Here is a 20,836-nt window from a genome sequence, read left to right on the forward strand (position 1 = left end):
TTGGAAAAAACCTGGTGACCCCGACACGATTCGAACGTGTGACCTGTCCCTTAGGAGGGGACCGCTCTATCCAGCTGAGCTACGGGGCCGTAAAACGGTAATTTTCGCACGAATGGACGGCGGGCCGGAACTCAGGTGGATCCCCGGCGGGGTCTGGGCTGGCCCCAACGGGCACGCTCCAGCCACCAGGACGCCGCTACCAGCAGCAACCACGCGAAAAACCACGGCAGGCGCGGGCCGGGCCGGGCCGATCGGGGCGCCGATTCATGGGGCGACGTTGAGGTATCGGTGTTGACGATGGCAGGCGTGGCCAAGGCGCGGGTGGCTTCGTGCAATGTGAAGGCGGCCAGACCGGGTGTATCGGACGGCTCGCGAACGTGGAACGGCAACGTACGGTCCGCGTCACGTAGCTGGTGCCAGCCACCGGTCTCCGCCCAGAATCCGGCGCAATGGCCGCTGTCGCTGGCCGGATCAGGCGTCAACGGGACGGAATGCCCGCCCGGCGCCAGAACGCTGGCCTGCTCGCCGATGCCACAGATCACGCTGCGTTGGCCCGGAGCGGCGGCGTCCACCGTCGGCGGGGCGCCGACCGGGGCCGGACGAGCCAGGGTGGTGAACGCATCGCTCCACAGATCCCCGTGGACATCGTCGCGCCCGGCCAGCACCAGTCGATAACTGTCATTGAGTATGGATACGCCGATGCGGCCGCGCCCATGCGCGCGCCAGATGGACACGGGCGCGCCAGACGCGTCGGCCAGAAGCGCGACCCCATCGGCGGCGGATATTTGTGGCGACCTGGTATGCAAGGTTGGCGATGCGGCGGTGTCGTTGCCGGCGGTGGTTACGGTGGCAGTGTCTGTGCCAATTTCGGTGAGGTTGCTGCGCAGTCGGATCTCACGTGGCGTAGCCGTGCTTGATGCCGAGAAGCCGAGCGTCTCCAGATGGTTGCGATCCGCGCCGTTGACCGGCCCGTCCAGGCGGAGCAACACACCGAGTCCGCGTTCCATCGCGGCGGCAATCGCGCTGCGGTCGCGGCTGCCCAGTCCACGCCAGCGGCGATGGTCGAGCACCAGCAGATCGAGCTGGTCCAGCGTGGCGGCGCGCAAATCGACGGCGGTGGTGCCAATCTGCAAGCCCGCGCCCAGACTGATGCTGGTGTCGAGTTCGGCCCCGGCGTCGAGCGACCAACGGCGCAGGAACTTCAACTCCGGATTCGGTGCGCCCGCCATCATCAACACCCGCAGCGGGTGGGCGGGGGTTGTCTGCACAGGGACGATAACGTCATCGACCACCTGCGAATCGGCGTCGCGTATTTGCAGCCGATAGGACGTCACCCCGGCGCTGCGGGTGCGGGCGTGCAGTTCGAAGCGACCGTCGTCACCGATGGTGCCGCGCGACATAAGGCCGCCTGCGGGGTCACGCAGTTCCGCCGATCCGCCATCGCGCGCCAGCGCACGCCCGGTAATGGCGAACTGACGGCCGGCGGGTACCTGCGTCGGGGAGTGCAGTTCGAGCAGGCCTTCGGGGAGTGGTGCTGGGTGGAATTCGACCGTATATCCGCGCACTGCATCGCGGTCGCGTGCGACCAGGCCGGCACCGACCACACGGAGTCGCTTGGTGGCAGGGTAATGACGCAATGCGCTGGCGAGATCGCCGAAGCGTTCGGCATCGGATCGGGTGTCGGTGTCGGCGTGTGATTCGGGTAACGCGATCACGCGTGCACCGGCAGGCGCCTGCCCGGTCACCTTGCTCGCACCTGCGGTCAGCACGACCAGCATGTCGGTGGTGCGTGCGATGGGAGGCGGGCACAGTACCTGGTAGAGCAGCCAGGCGCTGGCAACTTGCGCCAACAGCAACACCACAGTGCGCCAGACGAGGGGGCGTGCAGACGGCGGCTGGCGGTGCCGGTGCCACAGGCTGCGTGCGCTGGCGAGCACGACGGCAAGCGCGAGAACGCAGGCAATGACAGCAGTGAAGTCGAGTGACGAGATGTTCATTGCTCACCCGCGCGCCCAAGCGCATCCAGATAAGCGTCGCCCTTGCGTCCTGGCGAGGGGCGCTCGCCGGTGGCAGCGGGCGACCGCGACAACAACGGCCACAACAAGCGCCGAAGCTGCTCGCGACAGTCCGCGCAAGCGGGGTCGCGTCGCAGTGCGTCGATGGCAGCGACCAACTGCAACGGATCGGCGGGGTCGATGGTGTTTGATTCGACCCACTGGCCAAGCGCGTCGAGATCCACGGTCGCGTCCTGGTTTGCCGGAACCGGTGCCAGCGCGCGCCACGCATTGATGACGGTGGTATCGATGCCGGCCGCCTGTTCCAGCGGGTCGCCGCGATCGGCCAAGCCGGTGCGCTTGCCGCTCAGGCGCCGGTCGTGATCGATTGGTGGGTGTTCACTGCCGACGCGCGGCAAGTAGATCCGTTCGGCCTGTTGCACCTGTTTGATGAAGCCGAGCGCGCGGCGGGCGTAGGGCAAGGCGAGTTCGGGCCGGCCCTGTCGCAGGTTCAGCTCCGACTGCCACATTTCATCCAGCGCGGACTTGAGCAGCTTGCGCGTAGTCGGATCGAGCAAGGTCGCGGCTTCAGCATGATCGTGGGTGTGGCCGAACTGCTCGACCATGTCCTGTTCTTCGCCGAACGTGGCCGGTCGCGACACGTCGGGCGCGTCACCGTGTTCATCGCCGTGCTCATCGTGGCCGGCCGCCGCCGACGCATCGGTGTCGTCGCCCTCCAGCGTTGCCAGGTACTCATCCTGGGCGTCGGCGGTCACCATCAGCCGCGGCTCACCACTGGTCTCCTCGCCCAGGAACTGTCCGTAGCGCAGTCGCAGAAGACGCTGGTCGACGCCGATGGTGTTGGATTTTTCGAGATAGACGTCCGGCGCGAGCCCGTGCACCTGCTCCAGCAACGCCTCCGCGTCGATGATGATCTGGCGCTGGCTGCGAAAGTAGGCGGGCATTACCCTTTTGACCGCGCCCTCAAGATCGCTGGAACTGGGGATGGAGTCCGCCGGCCAGCGCAAGATGTAACTGGGGCTTTCGGTGGTGTGGGGCTTTGGGGAGCGGCGATCACTGACACTGAGCTTGGCGATGACATCGTTGCCTGCGGCCAGGCCGAGTGTGGTGAGGTCGATCTGGTGGCGGTAGCGCTTGTGCCTGGCGTCGCCACGTCCGTGCACGGTGATGACGTGGTGGCGGGCAGTTATGTTCTCGCCGCCGCCTTCGGTCCGGGTGAGTTGGAGTCGCGCGTCCGGGGATAGTCCGTAGTCGTCGCTGGCCTCGAACTCCAGCGTCCACGTCCGTTGCCCCGGTGTGGCCAGGGTGAGCGTTTGCTGCGGTTCCAGTGCGTGCAACTGGGGAGGATTGTCGTTGACCACGTCCAGGCGATGCGGACCTGCATGGGCCGGTGGCATTGGCTGATCGGTTTCAATACGATACAGGGTTGGCTTGTCGATGCGAAGCGTGCCTTTCCAATCATCGCCGTCACGCTCCAGGGCCAGGCGCCGGCCATCGTGGAAGACCAGCTCCACCTGTTCCGGCACCGGCGCGAAGTGCAATGTCCATTGCAGCGTCGAGCCCTCCGGCACCTTGGCCGCCAAGGTATCGACGGTACGCACCGGCAGGCCGGTATAGGCCGGCGGGCGAATGCCGATGTGCTGGTCGAGCAGGCGCGCCGTGGGGGGCGTGGCCGCGCGCTTTACCGAAGGCGCGGCAGGGTGGGGCGTGGCTTGCGGCAGCCCGGGATAGAGCACGATCGCGGTGATGCAGGCGCCGGCCAATACCGCGCCACCAAGTAACTGGCGTGTTTTCCACGGGGCTCGCAGGTCCGGGATCGGTTGATCTTGTATGCGTTGGCGCAGGCGTTCGCGTTGCAGGCGCCCGAGCGCGCTTGTTGGCGCGGCCTGCGGGAGCAGCAAGGCGGCGCTGTCCTCCATGTCGGCGCGCTGTGCGTCCAGAAGCCGTGCCAACCAGTGATCATCAAAGCCGCGTCCGCTGCGCCAGACATGCCAAAGCGAGGCGATCAGCGTCGCGGCGACCAGCAGCTGCGACCAGACCGATGCGTCCACGTGCCAGGCAAGGACGATGGCCGCGAGCAGCCATGGCAACGTGGCGAGCACCGCCGCCCCCATCGCGCGACGGCGGGCGATGCCACGGGCATGCTGCAAGCGGGCGTTGACGGTACTCATGCGACGGGCTTGCGACGCGGGCCGCCGGCCACCCAGCGCTCCATCAGGAACACCAGCGCCACCAGCATCGCCAGCCACGGTGCGAGTGGGCGCGGTACTTCAGGATAGTCCGCACGACCGCTCCGGGGCGTGTGAACGGTGGCGTCCACCAGCGTCGGTCGCGTTGGTTCGCCGACCAGCACCCGTCGCAGGCGAATCGGAAAGTCAGCCTCAAGCAAACTTGGCATTGCTGCCGGCACCAGTTCGCGCTCCAGGCGCATGATGCGCCCACGGCCGAGGCTCGTACCGCGCACGATCGGGCCACCCGGGCCACGCCACAGGACGGCGGCATCCGCCAGGTCAGGTGTGGTGGCGCCGGCGTCCAGCAGTGCACTGCCGCCGGCGATGATCCACTCACGGACGCTGTCGGGGAGTGGGCCGGGTACCAGCCAGACCAGGTATCGCTTGTCGACATCGATTGGCTGGGACGCGAGCGCGATGGTCACTGGCGAGACTGGCGTGGTGGCCGGAAGGTCGGTTTCCGGGTCAGTGTCCCGATCCAGTGCCATCCACGCCTCGCCCGCGGCACGCAGATAACGCAACGCGGCAGTACGCTCTGGCGAATGGCGCACCATCAGCGAGGGTGTCGCGGTGGGCACCGGACGAACGGGCGTTGCGGTACGGGATCCCGGCGCGATGCGCCAGTCGACATTGCGGCTGAGTACGGGGCGCTCGGCATCGGCACCTGCAATCACCGGCGGTACCAGCACGGTCAGTGCCGTGCCTGCGGGGATCGTCGCGTCGACTTCGCGTAGCAGGCTGCTCAAGGAGGGCGGGTTTGTTGCAGGCGTGTCGGTGCTGTGCGTGTCCTGCTCATCCAGCAGCGGAAGCCCTGGCGCCAATCGATGCCACTGGGCATCGGCCATGCCGATATCCCGACGAGCCGCTTCGACGTCGACGCCGGGTGCGGCCACGACCCACGGTATACGGTCCGGCCGGCCGAACACCACCGGCTCGGCCAGCAGCAACGCCAGAGCCATCAGCAGCAAGAGGCGCAACAACAGCAGCAGGATTTCCTCGAAACGGTACTTGCGCCGGGGTTGCGGTTTTGCCTGCAGCCAGCGCAACGCGGCGAACATCACCAGCCGTTGCTCGCTGCGTCGCGCGAGGTGGATCAGCAGCGGTACCAGACACGCGGCCAGAGCTGCCAGACCGAGTGGTAGCAGCAGCGACAGCGTCATGGGCGGGGCTGGCCCATGAACAGCCGGCGTAGCGGCAGGTCGAGTGGTTCGTCGAGCATGTATTCGACATGGCGGATGCCGTTGGCGGCGAGGCGCGAAGCAAGGGCGGCACGTGCCGCGGCGAAGCGGGCAATGAAGCCGTCGCGGATGTCATTGCCGTCGCCAAGCATTTCCTCGCCACTTTCGGGGTCTTGAAAGCGGCAGCCGCCGCGAAACGGAAAGTCGCGTTCTTCGGTGGTCAGTATCTGCACGCTCAGCACCTCGCGCCGCGCCGTGGCAAGGCGTTCCAGCAGGTGCGCGACCGCTTCGTCGAAGGCATCACTGAGCGACACAACCAAAGTACGTGCCCCGACGTGTTGCCATAGCGGCCGCAATCGCGCTTCGCCGGGCCAGGTGCCAGTGGCGGCCAGGGACTGGAGCTCAAGCAGGCAGCGATCACGGTGGCGTGGCCCTGCGCCAATGCCTTGCACCCGGAGTTGGCCGCCGCCAATGATGGCCAGGCCAAAACGCTCGCCCTGGCTCGCCGCCAGTTCGATCAGGCAGGCGGCAAGCGACTGGGCTGCGGCCAGCCGCGACCAGCCGGGGCGGGCGGCATCTTCCTGTGACATGGAGGCGCTGGTGTCGATCAACAGCCACAGGTCGAGCGGACTGTCGCGCTCGGATTCACGCACGAAGAAGCGGTCCGAGCGCGCATAGAGCTTCCAGTCGATCTGGCGCAACTCATCGCCGGGCTCATAGGCACGATACTGCGCGAACTCCAGGCCGGCGCCGCGGTGGTGGCTGCGATGCTGGCCGAAGCCCTGTGCGCCGGCAGCCTGTCGCGCGGCAAGCTGGATATTCTTCAGCCGCGCACGGACATCCGGTGGGATCAGGTCTGGCAGAGGGGTCGGCGAATGCGCCACGGCGTCACCTGCCTCAGCGCGGCGCGAATGGCACGGCGGTCAGCAGGGCCGCAATGACCTCGTCGCCATGGGTCTGCTCGGCTTCGGCGGTAAAGGACAACAACAGGCGGTGACGCAGCACGGGCGCGGCGAGTGCGAGGACATCTTCGCGGGTAGCGGCCAGGCGTCCGTGCAACAGCGCACGGGCCTTGGAGGCCAACACCAGTGATTGCCCGGCACGTGGACCGGCACCCCATTTCACCCATCGACGTATTTCGGGCGGGGCGTTGTCGTCGGGACGGCTGGCACGCACCAGCCGGGTAATCCAGTCCAGCAGGTCGTCGCCCAGGTGCACTTCGCGAACGCGCGCCTGCAAGGCCAATACCGCTTCACCGTGCATCACCTGCGGCACTTCGGCCTGGTGGGTGCCGGTGGTCTGGACCAGGATCTCGCGTTCTTCCGCCTGGGTCGGATACTCCACCCGCACATGCAACAAGAAGCGATCAAGCTGCGCTTCCGGCAGCGGGTAGGTGCCGGCCTGCTCCAGCGGGTTCTGCGTTGCCAACACGAAAAATGGTGACGGCAGTGGATGGGTGACGCCCGCGTAGCTGACGGTACGTTCCTGCATGGCTTCCAGCAGCGCTGCCTGGGTTTTTGGCGGCGTGCGGTTGAGCTCGTCGGCGAGCAGCAGGTTGGTGAACACCGGGCCGCGCTGGAACTTGAAGTGGCGTTGTCCGGTGCCGTGATCCTCCTCCAGTATCTCGGTGCCGATGATGTCACTGGGCATCAGGTCTGGAGTGAACTGCACGCGTCGGAATTGCAGGTCGAGCGCCTGACCCAGTGAGCGCACCAACAAGGTCTTGCCCAGTCCCGGCACTCCCTCCAGCAGGCAGTGGCCGCCGGCGAGCAGGCCGATCAGCAACTGCTCCACCACCTCATCCTGGCCGACGATCGCCTGCGCGATGGCGCGACGCAGGGTCTCGAGTTGGGCCAGCTCGGCCTGGATGTCTGTTTCGTTCGGCGTATCGTTCATGGTTGTTCCGGTTGCCTCATGCAGTCAGTGCATAGATCGCGATGTTGACGGCAAGCTTGGTGTTGTCCTCGGCCAGGAAGCGTTTGTTGCGCCAGTCGTAGTCCCATTCGCAGCCGTAATCCTTGTTGCTGTAGAGCACTCCCAAACGGCCATCCACTTCGATGCCCTTGAGGTAATCGTGGATCAGGTCATCACCCCAGCCGTTGAGCTCGAACGAGGTCGCCGGTGGGCCGTCCTTGAACGTGAAAAAGCTGCGGTACAACGCGTGGCTGTTGGGTAGTTTCCTGAGCGCCTTGCTGCCGAAGATCGATGCCATCTGGGCCTCGAACGACTTGGCGAACAGCCCATCGATGTCGTGGTTGCAGTCGTCGACGAAAACAAAGCCGCCGTTGCGGACGTAGCGCTCGAAGTTGCGCCGCTCGGCCGGGTTGAACTCGACCAGCTTGTGGCCGGCGAGGTAGCAAAACGGTGCCATCAGCATCTTCGGATCGGCGAGGTCGAGCACGTGCTCTTCCGGGTCCACCCGCAGGCTGGTGTAGTCGATCAACGAGGTGATCATGTTGGCCGGCATGCGCTGGTCGACATCCCAGTCGCCGGATTCGTAACGCAATCGCGTGAACCAGAAATCGTAGTTGTCAGTTGCCGCCACCGCGACCCGTGACCATGGAGCGATCAGGACGCCGAGGGCGCTGCCAGCCAGTAAACGAAGGAAATCGCGGCGGTGGACAGGACTGTTCATGCGGGTACTACGGCCGGCCGCGACCACTTTTTTTCGATGGTGGCTCAGACCGCGTCCGACAGGGAACTGAAGGTGAAATCGCGCAGCTTCATCGCCGGGATCATCATCACGAAGTCCGACTCGTCACCCACGCGCACGGATCGGCCGAGTTCGTCGATGTTGTTGAGCATGATCACTGGCGACTCATTAAAGCGGAAGTTCTTGACCGGATACTTGATGACGCCGTCCTCGATGTAGAACGTGCCGTCGCGGGTCAGGCCGGTCAACAGGACGGTCTGCGGGTCGACCATGCGGATGTACCAGGTGCGCGTGACCAGCACGCCGCGTTGGGTGCTCCTGATCAGCTCGGCGGTGGACTTGTCACCACCTTCCATCAGCAGGTTGCCTGGCTGGCCCACCGCGCGTTTACCGTGCTTGTCGGCCCAGTAACGCGAATATTGAAGGTTGGCGATCTTGCCATCCTTCACCAGTGAGACCTTTTCGCGCGGCAGGCCATCGCCGTCCCACGGCAGCACCGCCACCTCCGGGTGCCATGGATCGGAACTGATGTTGACGCGCGGGTCGTAGACCTGCTCGCCGAGCTTGTTGCCGCCTCCCTTTTGCGACAGGAAGCTGCGGCCCTCGTCGGCGCGCCGCGCATCGAAGAATCGCATCATGAACGAGACCAGGCCGGCGGCCGCGGCCGGTTCCAGGATCACCGTGTACTTGCCCGGCTCCAGCGCCTTGGCATCGGCGGAACCACGCGCCTTGGCGATCGCGGTCTTGATGTCGCTGCTGGCGTCGAACTGGCTGACATCCGCCAGGTTGCGCGCCACCCAGCCCGAGCCGGTGCCGTCGGCGGTGCGCACGGTGCACGTGTAATCCATTGCCGAGGTCTTCTGGTAGCCGAAATTGCCCTTGCTGTTGGCTTGGGCATGGAAGCCCTGGCCATCATTGAGGAAGCCGGCGGCGACCAGGTCCTGGGCCTTGCACGGCTCGATCGAATCGGCAGCGACCTTGGCGCGATACGCCGGGGTGATCGCGGCGGTCGCGGCGGTGAAGGTCGGGCTCGGCTTGTAGTCCTGCTTGCCGATGATGGGCATGAACTCGGGATTTTCCGGGGCGAGCTTCGCCAATTCCTCGGCGCGTTCCACCACGCGTTTCAATGCGGCGTCATCGAATTCGTTGATCGTCGCCACGCCCACGCGTTTGCCGAACGCCACCTGCACCGCCAGGCTGGTATCGCTGACCACGCCGCTGGTGGAGATGTTGTTCAGTGCGAAACGGACGTTTCCATCGATCGAGCCGTCCAAGGTCGCGGTGCATTCGTCGGCCGTCGACAGTGCGATGACCTTGTCGAGGATCGCCTTGGCCTCCTGTTCGGTGAGCATACCCATCTGCGGAACTCCTGGTTGATGCGTGCCTGGCTCGTTTAGCCGAGGCTGCGTGCCGTGTTGATGACGTTGATGCCGTCGAAGCGTGTGGTGCTGGACCCGTGCGAGACCGCCGAGACCTGCGAGGGTTGGCCCTTGCCGTCGAAGAACGAGCCGCCGAGGCGGTAGTCGCGCTGGTCGCAGATGGCCGAACACGAATTCCAGAACTCCGGCGTGCGGATCTGGTACGCCACGTCCTCGATCATGCGGGTGACCTGGCCGTCCTTGATTTCGTAGAACAACTGGCCGCCGAACTGGGCGTTGTAGCGCTGCTGGTCGATCGAGTACGAGCCGCGACCGAAGATGTAGATGCCGTTGTCGATGTCCTTGACCATCTGCGCCGGGGTCAATTCGGCCTTGCCAGGCGCCAGTGACACGTTGGGCATGCGCTGGAACTGCACGCTCGACCAGGAGTCGGCATAGGAGCAGCCCTGCGAGTGCGCCTCGTCGATGATATGGGCCTGGTCACGCGTGGCCTGGTAATTCACCAGGACGCCGTCCTTGATCAGGTCCCAGCGCTTGCCCGGGATGCCCTCGTCGTCGTAGCCGATCGCGCCCAGCGAATGCGGCTGGGTCCGGTCGGCGACGATCGTCACCTGGTCGCTGCCGTAGTGGTAATCGCCGGAGCGCCACTTGTCGAGCGTGGCAAAACTGGTGCCGGCGTAGTTGGCTTCATAGCCGAGCACGCGGTCCAGTTCCAGCGGATGGCCGACCGACTCATGGATGGTGAGGAACAGGTGGCTGGGGTCGAGCACCAGGTCGTACTTGCCCGGTTTCACCGACGGCGCCTTGAGCTTGGCCTGGGCATCGCGCGCCGCCGCGGCGGCGTCGGCGACGATGTCGTAGGAATCGGAATACATCACCACGCCGCCGGGCAGGTCGAAACGGTGCTCCGGCTGAGGGTCGAGGAATTCGTATCCCATGCCCATCGGCGAGGACAGCCCGTCGCGGGTACGGAACTTGCCGCTGGCCTGGTCGATCGCGGTGACCGTGAACGGCGTCCAGATGCGGTGGATGTCCTGGTCGATGTAAGAGCCGTCCGTCGACGCGAAGTATTTCTGCTCGTTGACCTGGAACATCCGCGACGCGACGAAGCTGGCGCCGGCGGACAGTGCTGCAGCGTTGGCCCCCAGCAGCAACTCGACCTTGTCCTTGACCGGTACTGCCATGGCGTTGCGTTGGATCGGCGTCGCCCACGACACTTCGCCGACGCCGCGCGCCGGCGCCAGCTGGACCGGGGTGGTGATCATCTTCGCGTTGGCATTGGCGACCGCCAGCGCCTGCAGCGTGGCTGCGACCACCGCGTCGGTACCGAACTCGTTGGTTGCGGCAAAGCCCCACGCACCGTTGGACAACACCCGGACGCCGATGCCGGCCGACTCGGTATTGACGATGTTCTCGACCTTGTCTTCGCGGGTAGTGATGAACTGGCGCAAGTAGCGCCCGATACGCACGTCGCAATAGCTTGCGCCGCCGGATCTGGCCGCGTTGAGCGCGGCGTCGGCGAGACGCTTGTTCACGGCGGCGTCGATCCGGTTGGTCAGCTCTTCAGCGGCAATGGCATGGCCGAACGAAGGCAGCAACAACAAGCCCAGGCCAGCGCTGGATGCTTTCAGGAAATCGCGACGGTGCATCATCGTGCAGGGTTCTCCATCAGCCCAGGTTGCGTGCTGTATTGATCACATTGACGCCATTGAAGCGCGCCGTGCTGGATCCGTGAGAGACGGTCGATGACTGCGATGGCTGGCCCTTGCCATCGAAGAACGTGCCGCCAAGGCGGTAGTCACTCTTGTCGCAGACCCCGGCGCAGGAATTCCAGAATTCGGGCGTCTGTATCTGGTACGCCACGTCCTCGAGCATGCCGGTGATCTGGCCGTCCTTGATGCCATAGAACAACTGGCCGCTGAACTGCGCGTTGTAGCGTTGCTGGTCGATCGAGAACGAGCCGTCACCGACGATGTAGATGCCGTTTTCGACGTCCTTGATCATCTCGGCGACGCTGAGCGGGTCCTTGCCGGGGGCCAGCGAGACATTGGGCATGCGTTGGAATTGCACGCTCGACCACGAGTCGGCGTAGCTGCAGCCATGCGAAGCATCCTGGCCGAGCAGGTGTACCTGGTCGCGAGTGCCCTGCAGGTTGACCAGCTTGCCATCGCGGATCAGATCCCAACGCCTGGTCTTGACGCCCTCGTCGTCGTACCCGACCGCACCCAGACTGCCGGGCTCGAGCTTGTCGGCGATGATGTTGACGTGCTCACTGCCGTACTGGAAGTGATCCCTGACCTTGTCCAGGGAAACGAAGCTGGTACCGGCGTAATTGGCCTCGTAGCCCAGTACACGGTCCAGTTCGAGCGGGTGGCCGACCGACTCATGGATAGTCAGCCAGGTGTGCGAGGGGTCCAGCACCAGATCGTATTTCCCTGGCTTGACCGAGGGCGCGTTGAGCTTCTCGCGCGCCTGCTTCGCTGCGGCAATCGCGTCATCGCGCAGGTTGTAGGACTGGCCGTAGCTGACCACCCCATTGGGCAGGACGAAGCGGTCGTCGGCATTCCCGTCGAGGTATTCGTAACCCATGCCCATCGGTGCGGACAACCCATCGCGGGTACGGAATTTGCCGCTGGCCCGGTCGATGGCAGTGACGGTCATCGGTACCCAGATCCGATGCACGTCCTGGTCGATGTAGGAGCCATCGGTGGACGCGAAGTATTTTTGCTCGTTGACCAGGAACAGCATCGAGTTGACGAAGTCGGCGCCGGCCTGGATGGCATCGGCGTTGACTCCCAACAACAGATCGGCCTTCTCCTTGATCGGCACCGCCATCGCGTTCTTGCGGATCGGTGTCTTCCAGGACACTTCGCCCAGACCCGGGGTCTTGGCCAGTTGCACCGGCGCTGTCTGGGTCTTGGCGTTCGCCTGGGCGATGTCCGTGGCCTGCCTGGCCGCATCGGAGATGCCCGCCGCAGTGAGGTCATTGGTTGCCGCGTAGCCCCAGGAGCCATTGGCGATCACGCGGATGCCAACGCCTGTGGATTCGGTGTTGACGATGTTCTCGACCTTGTCTTCGCGGGTCCTCAGGAACTGGCGCAGGTAGCGGCCAATGCGCACGTCACAGTAGGACGCGCCAGCATCCGTGGCCGCCTGCAGCGCGGTGTCGGCGAGCGCCTTGTTGACTGCCACGTCGAGCGGGTCCAACAGCGCCTCGGCGGCAATGGCGTGCCCCCATGACGGGAGTGCCAGGCCGGCGACGCCGAGGCTGCCGAGGGTAAGGAACTGTCGTCTATCCATCGTTAACGCGCCCCATATGCGCCCCATGGTCTTCGGCTTGGGCCAAAGCTTCGGGGGCGAGGAGAAAAAAAACGTGTCAATCGACTGTGGTGGCCATGCTTTATGCCGTCAAGTGACGTTAGGCATGGGTGGTGCGCCGGATACAAAAAACCCCGCACTGGGCGAGGTTTTTTGTATCCGGCGGCTATCCGGATTGTTTCGTGGTGGAGCGGAGGGGGATCGAACCCCTGACCTCCACGATGCGAACGTGGCGCTCTCCCAGCTGAGCTACCGCCCCACGAAGCTTGAAATTGTAGCGGCGTGCGGGCACCAGCGCCAGTACCCGCGACTATTTTTGCAGCAACGGGGCGAGACTGGGTTCCAATACTTCACGGCGCCAGCCAGCGAGTGCATCGGGCCACTGTCCATGATCCAGCAGTGCCTCCAGATAGCGTCGCGATGCAAGCACGCCGGCAGGCAGGCCCAGCTCGGCACTGCGGGCGGTGACGGCATCCTGCAGTTGCCGCAAACGATTCTTGTCCCGTTTTTCCGCCAGTCCCGCGTCGGGCAGGTCGGCCTCGTCGGGCAGCGGGGTGGTGAGCGCCTGCCAGATGGGCTCGCCCAGCTTACGCGGTGCCTTGGGGTGGGCGTCCAACACGGCTTGCAGCGCGGCGGGATCCGCCGGCACGGTACGGGCCAGCGCAACCGCCAGCTCGTTGTCGAGGATCCAACTGCGCGGGCGGTCGTGTTCGCGAGCGTAGGCCTCGCGCCAACGTAGCAGGCGCACCAGACGGCGCTGGGCGTCAAGGTCGAGGAACTGGGCGCTGCGCATTGACAGATGCGGCCATTGCTCCAGTCCGGCGTTGCGGGCATTGGCAACGGTGCGCGCCTCGTCGCTGGCCAGCCACTGGCTGCGGTCGAGTTGGTCGAGCATGCCGGCCAGGGCATCGTGCATCGGGAACAGGTGGCGCACGTCGTCCGCGGCGTATTCCAACTGCGACGGTGACAGCGGCCGGCGCAGCCAGTCCGAGCGCGTCTCACCCTTGGCCAGGGCAATCCCGGTCAGGTTCTCGACCAGCTTCTGGTAGCCCATGCCACCGGCGATGCCCGCCAGCGCGGCCGCCAGTTGGGTGTCAAACAACGGCTGCGGTACCACGGCGCAGGCGTGTTGGAAGGCCACCAGGTCCTCGCTGGGGCTGTGCATGACCTTGAGGACCGACTCGTCGACAAGGATCGGCGCAAGTGCCTGGGTAATGCCCGGCGCAAGCGTGTCCAGCAGAAGGATCTCCAGTACGCCGTCGCGCTCCAGCGCCAGTTGCACCAGTGCCAACTGTGGCCAATAGGTGCGTTCGCGGATGAATTCGGTGTCCAGACCGATACGCACCGGGCGATCGGCGAGGCGGGCGGTCAGCTCGGCGGGATCGGTGATCCAGACGGGAGTGGATGATGGAGGCATGGCGGGACTTGGCACGTGAGGACGGCTCCGATACACAGATTGCCGGGGCGGGTGACAATAGCCTACTTTCACCGTGCCCCTTGGCGCGGCACCGATGGTTCGCAGGGCAGGAGGACGATTGCAAGCACGATTGCCAGTTCAGTCACCCGCGTCACGACCCGTGCGGTGGGTAGCGGCCACGGTGCTCGCGCTGCTGTTGGCGGCCTGTGCGAACGAGCCGGACACGGAGCGTTCTGCATCAACCGATCCGGAAGCCGCTGCCGGCCCGCGGGTGCCGGTCGTCACCATCAGCGATGACCAGCAAGTCTCGCCCGTACCCGCTTGGCAGGCACCGCCGGTCGAAGTGGATGCCGACAGTGCCGCCGACCTGAAAAAAAGCGCGCAACTGGCGTTGGAGCAGGGCGAATTGTTTGGCGACGCGAGCGATGCCATTCCGTCGTACTTGGCATTGCGTGATATCGCACCGGAGGATCCCGAGGTCCTGGCCGGATTGGAGCGCGCCTTGGAGGCCCTGCTGGCCCAGGGCAGCGCCGCACTGGGGGGGATCGATTCCGACCCGGCGCAGTTACGTCATGCCCATCAGATCGCCGCGGTTGCCCGGGCGGTTGCGCCGACCGATGAGGGCGTGATCGAGTATCTGGAATTGCTGGATCGCGCCGACCAGGCTCGGCAAGCCAACCTGCGCGGCGAGCGCGCGTTGAACCAGAATCGCGCGTTGGATCAGGATCAGGGGCAATACAGTCAGGACGGTGCGATCGGCTATTTCCGCCAGGCACTGGTATTGCGTCCCGCGGATGCACGTGCGAGGCAGGGGCTGGCCGCGGCCGAGAGCGGTTTGATCCGCAAGGCCGAGCTGGCAGCCAGCGGTGACGACTATGCCACTGCCGAAACCTGGTTGGGACATGCCGCCCAGGTGCGCCCGGACATGGACACGGTGGAGCAGGCCCGCCAACGGATAGCGCGCCAGCGGGGCGCGCGGGTGGGCAACCTGCGCGACGAGGGCATTGCTGCGTTGTCGAAGGAAGACGGCCTCGACGTCGCGCGCGGCAAGTTGGCAACCTTGCTGCGGATCGCACCGGCCGGCGACCCGGCGGCAATCGAGTTGCGCGAGCAAATCGAGCTGGTGACGCACTACGGGCTGTTTCGGCCGGGGCAGGCGTTCACCGAAGCGCTTGAGCACGGCGGCCGTGGCCCGGAGATGGTGGTGATTCCGCATGGTGCGTTCCGGATGGGTGCCGGTGACAACGAGCCGGACGCGAGCGAGTCGGAACTGCCAGTGCGCAGCATCCGTTTTGACCGCGGGTTGGCGGTATCGCGCAATGAAACCAGCGTCGGCGAGTTCCGCCGTTTTGTCACTGCGACCGGCTATGAATCACGCGCCAGTCGGCGGCAGGGCTCCACGGTGTACGACGAGCGCAGCGGCAACCTGGTGCACCGAAGCCATGTGGACTGGCGCTCGGACTACACCGGCGCTTCGGCGGCCGATGACCAGCCCGTCGTGCATGTGAGTGCCAAGGACGCCGAAGCCTATGCCCGCTGGTTGTCGGAGCAGACGGGGCATCACTACCGGCTGCCGAGCGAGGCGGAGTTCGAATACATGTTGCGTGCGGGCAGCCAGACATGGTTTCCGTGGGGCGACGGTGCTCCGCCAGCCAACGCCGGGAACTTTACCGGCGGACTCGACAAGTCGCCCACCGGGCGTGGTTGGCGCAACGCCTTTGACGATTATGGCGACGGTTCATGGGGGCCTGCGCGGGTTGGCTCGTATGCGGACAACGCCTACGGTCTTCACGACCTGGCCGGTAATGTCAGCGAGTGGGTGGCCGATTGCTGGCATGACAGCTACCGGCGCGCGCCGTCTGACGGCCGCGCCTGGATCAATCCAGGCTGCCGGGACCGGGTGGTGCGTGGAGGCTCGTGGGCAAGCTCGCCAAGCCAGACGCGTTCGGCGTGGCGGCTTGGCAGCGACGCCAACACCACCAACGCCCGGGTTGGCTTCCGGGTGGTGCGCGAGATCTAACGTAACGAGTTCCGGGAAATAAGGAGCGTGGAATGAATATCGGTTCCCTGTTGGGTTCCCGGCGCCGTACAGCGCCGGCTGGCAAGCGTCGCGGCGGTGGCATCCGTTGGTGGATATTGTTGCTGTTCGCCGGCTACGCGGCCTGGCAATGGTTTGGAAGTGCCCAGACCGATCCCTATACCGGCCAGACCGCGCACTATGGCGCCAGCGCGGCTGAAGAGTCGGAGCTCGGCGCCAACGCCTACCAGCAAGTCTTGGGTGATGCGCAGGCACAAGGTGCATTGCTGCCGGCAGACAATCAGGTGAGCCGACAGATCCGCGGCATCGCCCAACGGCTTGTGGCCAGGGTGCCGCAGGTCACCGCCGACCTGGCCGCGCAACACCAGCAACCAGCCCCCACGTCGTATCAGGATTTCCAGTGGGACGTGAGCGTCATCCAGTCCGACCAGGCCAACGCGTTCTGCCTGCCCGGCGGGAAGATGGCGGTCTATACCGGGCTGCTGCCGATCACCCAGACCGAAGACGCAATGGCGGTGGTGATGGGCCACGAAATTGCGCACGCATTGTTGCGGCATGGCTCACAGCGCATGGCCCAGCAGAACCTGGTGCAGCTGGGGCAGGTGGCCGCCGGCATGGCGGTGGGCGGGATGGACCCGCAACAACAGCAGGCGGTGATGGCGGCGTTGGGGGCAGGGGCCCAGTACGGCCTGATCCTGCCGTATGGCCGCAGCCACGAAACCCAGGCGGACGAGGTCGGGCTGATGTTGGCGGCTGCGGCCTGCTATGACCCGCGTGCGGCGATACCACTGTGGGAGCGGATGTCGCAACTGGGCGGCGGCGAACGTCCGCCAGAGTTCGCCTCGACCCATCCAGACCCCGCCAACCGCATCCAGACGCTGCAAGCCCTGATGCCGCAGGCCATTGGGTTCTATGAGAAATATTGCCAGGGGACGGCCAGGTAACCGCAGCGCGCGGAGCTTACCGGCGTCTAGGACTTGGACCTGGATTTGTCACCGGTCTTCTTGCCCGGTGGCGTCGGCGCTTGCCCGACGCTGCCGGACAGGTTCTGCTGGAATTCCTTCCATAGCGCCATGTTGCGCTCGGTCAGTTGGTTCATCATCGACCATGGCGTCTGCCCGACGGAGTCGCCGAGTTGTTTGCGCAACTGTTGCTGCTGCTCCAGGAAGGTCTGCATCGAGCGTTCCAGGTAATTGCCCATGAAACCCTGCATCGAGTCACCGTAAAAGCGGATGACATGACTCAACAGCTGCGTGGAGAGTATCGGCTCGCCGTTCTGCTCATGCTCGGTAATGATCTGCAACAGCACCTGGCGGGTGAGGTCATCGCCCGAACGCGCGTCACGCACCTCGAAATCCTCACCATCGATGATCAGTTGCCGCACATCTTCGATCGTGATGTAGCTGGAGATCTCGGTGTCGTAGAGCCGGCGGTTGGGATATTTCTTGATGACGCGATTGGATGACATGGGACAATCGGACCGGAAGCCATGATGCTTTGCAGCATGGCCCAGCAGGTGAGGTCTTGCAACAAGGTCGGTCGGCGCTGCGACGTTACCAGCCCATGTATTGACCGCCGTTCGCGGACAGGTTGGCGCCGGTTATCCAGCCCGCCTCGTCAGGCATGAAGAAGCTCACCGCGTAGGCGATCTCATCGGGCGTGCCGAGACGTCCGGTCGGGATCTGGGCAATGATCTTCTCGCGCACTTCCTCGGGTACCGCCATCACCATGTCAGTGCCGATGTAACCCGGCGAGACGGTATTGACGGTAATCCCGAACTTCGCGTTTTCCTGGGCCAGCGAAATGGTGAAGCCGTGCATGCCGGCCTTGGCGGCGGCGTAGTTGGCCTGCCCGTATTGTCCCTTCTGGCCATTGATCGAACTGATCTGGACGATCCGGCCCCACTTGCGCGCGCGCATGCCTTCGATCACCGGCCGGGTGACGTTGAAACACGAGTTCAAGTTGGTGCAGATGACGTCGTTCCATTGCTGCGACGTCATCTTGTGGAAGGTCGAATCGCGGGTGATTCCGGCGTTGTTGACCAGGATGTCGACCGGGCCGAGTTTGCGCTCGACCTCCTGGATCAATGCGGCGGCCTGTTCCGGGCTGGACACGTCACCCGGTGCCAGCGTGACGTCGATGCCCGCGTCTTTCATCCTGGCTTGCCAGGCAGCGCCACGGGCCTCATCGCGAAAGTTGGTCGCGACCTTGTGGCCCATGTTGACCAATCGCTTGACGATCGAGGTTCCGATGCCGCCGGTACCACCGGTGACCAATGCGACGCGTGACTGCATGTCCTGTCTCCCCTCAATGGCGGGTGCAATCGGAATAGTGCGCCCTTGGTGGAAGAGTCTAGTAGGCAATCATGAAACTCCTGTTGTGCAACGCAGCGCTAGTTGAATTCGTAATCCATTTTTGGTCCGGCCTTGGCCAGGAAGTGGCCCTGGGCGTAGTCGATACCCGCGCTGAACAGCACCGTCATGCTGGCGGCATCCTCGACCATCTCGGCGATGGTCTGCTTTCCCGACTCACGCGCCTTGTCGGCAATCTCGCGGATGCGGCGCTGGGACTCCGGGTTCGCGGGGAGGTCTTCCATGAAGCTGGGATCGAACTTCAGCAATGCGGCGTCAAAATGACTCAACAGCTGGAACGAGTTGAGCCCGCTGCCGAACTGCTCCAGTCCGACTCGCACGCCCATCTTCGCGACCTGTTGCTGGAACACCTGGGCGGCCTTGAGGTGGGTAAACACCTTTGACTCGGATAACTGGAGCACCAGCAATTCACCGTCCACGGCGTGCCTGGCCAGCTGCTCCTGGATGTGTTGCAACAGGCTGTCGTCCTGCAGTGATACCTCGGTGATACGCACCAGCAGGGTAGTGCGCTGGCCGGCCTTGAGCTGCTGGGCAATGCTGGCGATCGCATTGGCGACGACCCAGCGGTCAATTTCCCATAGCAGGCCGTGCTCTTCTGCAATGTGCAGGAACGCCGGTGGCTGGATCAGCTCGTCGTGTTCACCGCGCATGCGCAGGTAGGTGTCGTACATCTGCCGGGGCTCGCCGTGCAGGCTCACCAGCGGCTGGTAATGCAGGACGAAGTCGTCACTGTCAATGGCTTGGCGGATGCGGTCGACCCAGACATCAATGCGCTCTTGCTCGGCGCGGTCAACCGCGCCGGGATCGAAGATATCGACCCGATTGCCGCCGACACCGACGTTCGATTGCACGGCCTGGTGTGCCTTGCCCAGCACCTCGGTGACACTGGCGATCTTCTGCCCGATCTGGACCCCGCCAATGCTGACGGTTGCGTTGAGCGATCGTTCCCGGGTCTCCAGCACATGGTTGGCGAATGCGTTGCGCACCGATTCCGCCAGGGCCAGGGTCGCGTTGAAATCGCTCCCGCGTCGCAAGACCGCCAACTGCTGCTCACCAAAGCGCGCGGCGATGTCATTCTCGCTCAGTACGCCCTGCAGGCGCTGGGCGCAGGCGGCGATCAGGTCGTCGGCGGCGTCCAGGCCAATGTCCTGGACCAGGTGGGCGAAATGATCAGGCTCCACCAGCAGCAAGCCGTGGCTGGTCGCGTTGCGCGCGGCATCGGCAACCGTGTCCTCCAGCTCCCGCAGGAACGTCGCCCGGTTGAGCAGGCCGGTGGCCTGGTCACGGTGGCGCAGCGCTTCCATCTCCCGCGCCAGTTCCGGATCCAGCTCCTGGCGGCGCAATACGACTTGCTGGCAGGTCTCGCCTTCGTAACTGGCCGCCGTGAACTCCATCACCGCCGGGAAACTGCTGCCGTCCATGGCGCAGGCTTCGGTCTCGTACCGTGGTGGTGCGGACTCGCCCTTGCCCAGTCGCTTCAGCAGTTGCTTGAACTCGTCGACGCGCTGTGGGGCAATCATGTCCAGCAGCGACATGCCCTCGATGTCCTCGAACGAGTCAAACCCGAACGCCTCGAGATAGGCATCGTTGGCGCGGATGTGCATGCCCTCGTGGATGTAGGCGATGGGGTCGCGCGACGAGTCGATCAGCGCATCGCAGCGACGTTCGGTTTCGCGTACCTGCGATTCCAGTCGACGCAGGTCGCGACGCGCTTCCAGGTCGGACCATTCGCGGCGCACGACGGTCTCGATATGTGCCAGGCGGTTGCGCAGCGCGACCGCGCGCACGCCCGTCGCGATGAGATTGACCAGGCTGTCGTCGTCAATGGAGTCCAGTAACACGACCACCGGCAGGTCCTTGCCGGTGGCGTCGACCTGCGCCATCACCTGGGCCAGCGGAACGATATGCGCATCGTTGGCCACCAGGACCAGATCGTGGGGTTGATTGGCCAGCAGGGCGGCGAAATCCGCTTCGTGTTCCGGACGGCTGGGGCGCACGGCAATACCACTGTTGCGCAAGCCGTTGGTAATGCCTTCGGCAGCCTCCACGCTGTCGTCGACGATCAGCAGCCTGAGCATGGTGTTCTTCACCGCCTGCATGTTGTCCCCTTGGTCCGGATGGATCGACGACTGTCGCGCAGCCAAGCGGACAGTTGCATGGAAATCGGATGGTGCCCCGGCCGTGGAAGTGCTGCCAGCAGCCATGGCATTGTTGTCAATTTGTACCAGCATGATG

The 20,836-nt window shown here is 64.9% G+C and carries 15 protein-coding genes and 2 tRNA genes; 2 read left to right on the top strand and 15 right to left on the bottom strand.

Annotated elements, in window-relative coordinates; translation table 11 throughout:
• Window positions 1-12: 12 nt before the first annotated feature.
• The 12 genes from ACW5DN_RS02225 to rnd all read right to left on the bottom strand — a co-directional run bounded on the left by ACW5DN_RS02225 (window position 13) and on the right by rnd (window position 14,191).
• A tRNA-Arg gene (locus ACW5DN_RS02225) sits at window positions 13-89 on the bottom strand.
• Between the two features lie 42 nt (window positions 90-131).
• Window positions 132-1,997 (bottom strand): hypothetical protein, encoded by a 1,866-nt coding sequence (locus ACW5DN_RS02230; RefSeq protein WP_456961131.1) that lies wholly within the window; start codon window positions 1,995-1,997, stop codon window positions 132-134.
• Window positions 1,994-4,186 carry a hypothetical protein gene (locus ACW5DN_RS02235; RefSeq protein WP_456961132.1) on the bottom strand — a complete coding sequence of 731 codons (2,193 nt, stop codon included), beginning with the start codon at window positions 4,184-4,186 and terminating at the stop codon, window positions 1,994-1,996. The genes ACW5DN_RS02230 and ACW5DN_RS02235 overlap by 4 nt, the downstream gene beginning before the upstream one ends.
• Window positions 4,183-5,406: a BatA domain-containing protein gene (locus tag ACW5DN_RS02240; RefSeq protein WP_456961133.1), complete on the bottom strand. Its 1,224-nt coding sequence runs from the start codon at window positions 5,404-5,406 to the stop codon at window positions 4,183-4,185. Before ACW5DN_RS02240 ends, ACW5DN_RS02235 begins: the two co-directional genes overlap by 4 nt.
• Window positions 5,403-6,308: a DUF58 domain-containing protein gene (locus ACW5DN_RS02245; protein WP_456961134.1), complete on the bottom strand. Its 906-nt coding sequence runs from the start codon at window positions 6,306-6,308 to the stop codon at window positions 5,403-5,405. The genes ACW5DN_RS02240 and ACW5DN_RS02245 overlap by 4 nt, the downstream gene beginning before the upstream one ends.
• 13 nt (window positions 6,309-6,321) lie before the next feature.
• Complete coding sequence (locus tag ACW5DN_RS02250; protein WP_456961135.1) at window positions 6,322-7,320, bottom strand: AAA family ATPase; 999 nt, start codon at window positions 7,318-7,320, stop codon at window positions 6,322-6,324.
• Between the two features lie 16 nt (window positions 7,321-7,336).
• A complete protein-coding gene (locus tag ACW5DN_RS02255; protein WP_456961136.1) occupies window positions 7,337-8,059 on the bottom strand; it encodes a DUF4159 domain-containing protein in 723 nt (240 codons plus the stop codon).
• A 44-nt stretch (window positions 8,060-8,103) separates the two neighbouring features.
• The gene (locus ACW5DN_RS02260) at window positions 8,104-9,435 is read right to left on the bottom strand and encodes a TldD/PmbA family protein (RefSeq protein WP_456961137.1); all 1,332 of its coding nucleotides are present in this window, start codon (window positions 9,433-9,435) and stop codon (window positions 8,104-8,106) included.
• 35 nt (window positions 9,436-9,470) lie between these two features.
• On the bottom strand, window positions 9,471-11,105 hold the full coding sequence (locus tag ACW5DN_RS02265) for a TldD/PmbA family protein (protein WP_456962934.1): 1,635 nt from the start codon (window positions 11,103-11,105) through the stop codon (window positions 9,471-9,473).
• A 19-nt stretch (window positions 11,106-11,124) separates the two neighbouring features.
• On the bottom strand, window positions 11,125-12,756 hold the full coding sequence (locus ACW5DN_RS02270; RefSeq protein WP_456961138.1) for a TldD/PmbA family protein: 1,632 nt from the start codon (window positions 12,754-12,756) through the stop codon (window positions 11,125-11,127).
• Window positions 12,757-12,957: 201 nt separating this feature from the next.
• A tRNA-Ala gene (locus tag ACW5DN_RS02275) sits at window positions 12,958-13,033 on the bottom strand.
• A gap of 51 nt (window positions 13,034-13,084) precedes the next feature.
• Window positions 13,085-14,191: a ribonuclease D gene (rnd, locus tag ACW5DN_RS02280; RefSeq protein WP_456961139.1), complete on the bottom strand. Its 1,107-nt coding sequence runs from the start codon at window positions 14,189-14,191 to the stop codon at window positions 13,085-13,087.
• A 160-nt stretch (window positions 14,192-14,351) separates the two neighbouring features.
• On the opposite strand from rnd, the gene ACW5DN_RS02285 reads away from it, so the two are divergent.
• Window positions 14,352-16,211: an SUMF1/EgtB/PvdO family nonheme iron enzyme gene (locus ACW5DN_RS02285; protein WP_456961140.1), complete on the top strand. Its 1,860-nt coding sequence runs from the start codon at window positions 14,352-14,354 to the stop codon at window positions 16,209-16,211.
• A 32-nt stretch (window positions 16,212-16,243) separates the two neighbouring features.
• Window positions 16,244-17,173, top strand: a complete 930-nt coding sequence (locus ACW5DN_RS02290; protein ID WP_456961141.1) for a M48 family metallopeptidase — start codon at window positions 16,244-16,246, stop codon at window positions 17,171-17,173.
• Window positions 17,174-17,199: 26 nt separating this feature from the next.
• Here ACW5DN_RS02290 and phaR read toward each other — a convergent pair whose 3' ends face one another.
• The 3 genes from phaR to ACW5DN_RS02305 all read right to left on the bottom strand — a co-directional run bounded on the left by phaR (window position 17,200) and on the right by ACW5DN_RS02305 (window position 20,700).
• On the bottom strand, window positions 17,200-17,697 hold the full coding sequence (gene phaR, locus ACW5DN_RS02295) for a polyhydroxyalkanoate synthesis repressor PhaR (protein ID WP_456961142.1): 498 nt from the start codon (window positions 17,695-17,697) through the stop codon (window positions 17,200-17,202).
• Between the two features lie 85 nt (window positions 17,698-17,782).
• Entirely contained in the window at window positions 17,783-18,523 is a 741-nt protein-coding gene (gene phbB / locus ACW5DN_RS02300) for an acetoacetyl-CoA reductase (protein ID WP_456961143.1), read from the bottom strand.
• A 98-nt stretch (window positions 18,524-18,621) separates the two neighbouring features.
• Window positions 18,622-20,700: an EAL domain-containing response regulator gene (locus ACW5DN_RS02305; protein ID WP_456961144.1), complete on the bottom strand. Its 2,079-nt coding sequence runs from the start codon at window positions 20,698-20,700 to the stop codon at window positions 18,622-18,624.
• Between the last annotated feature and the right edge of the window lie 136 nt (window positions 20,701-20,836).

The organism is Lysobacter sp. A289 (assembly GCF_054072675.1).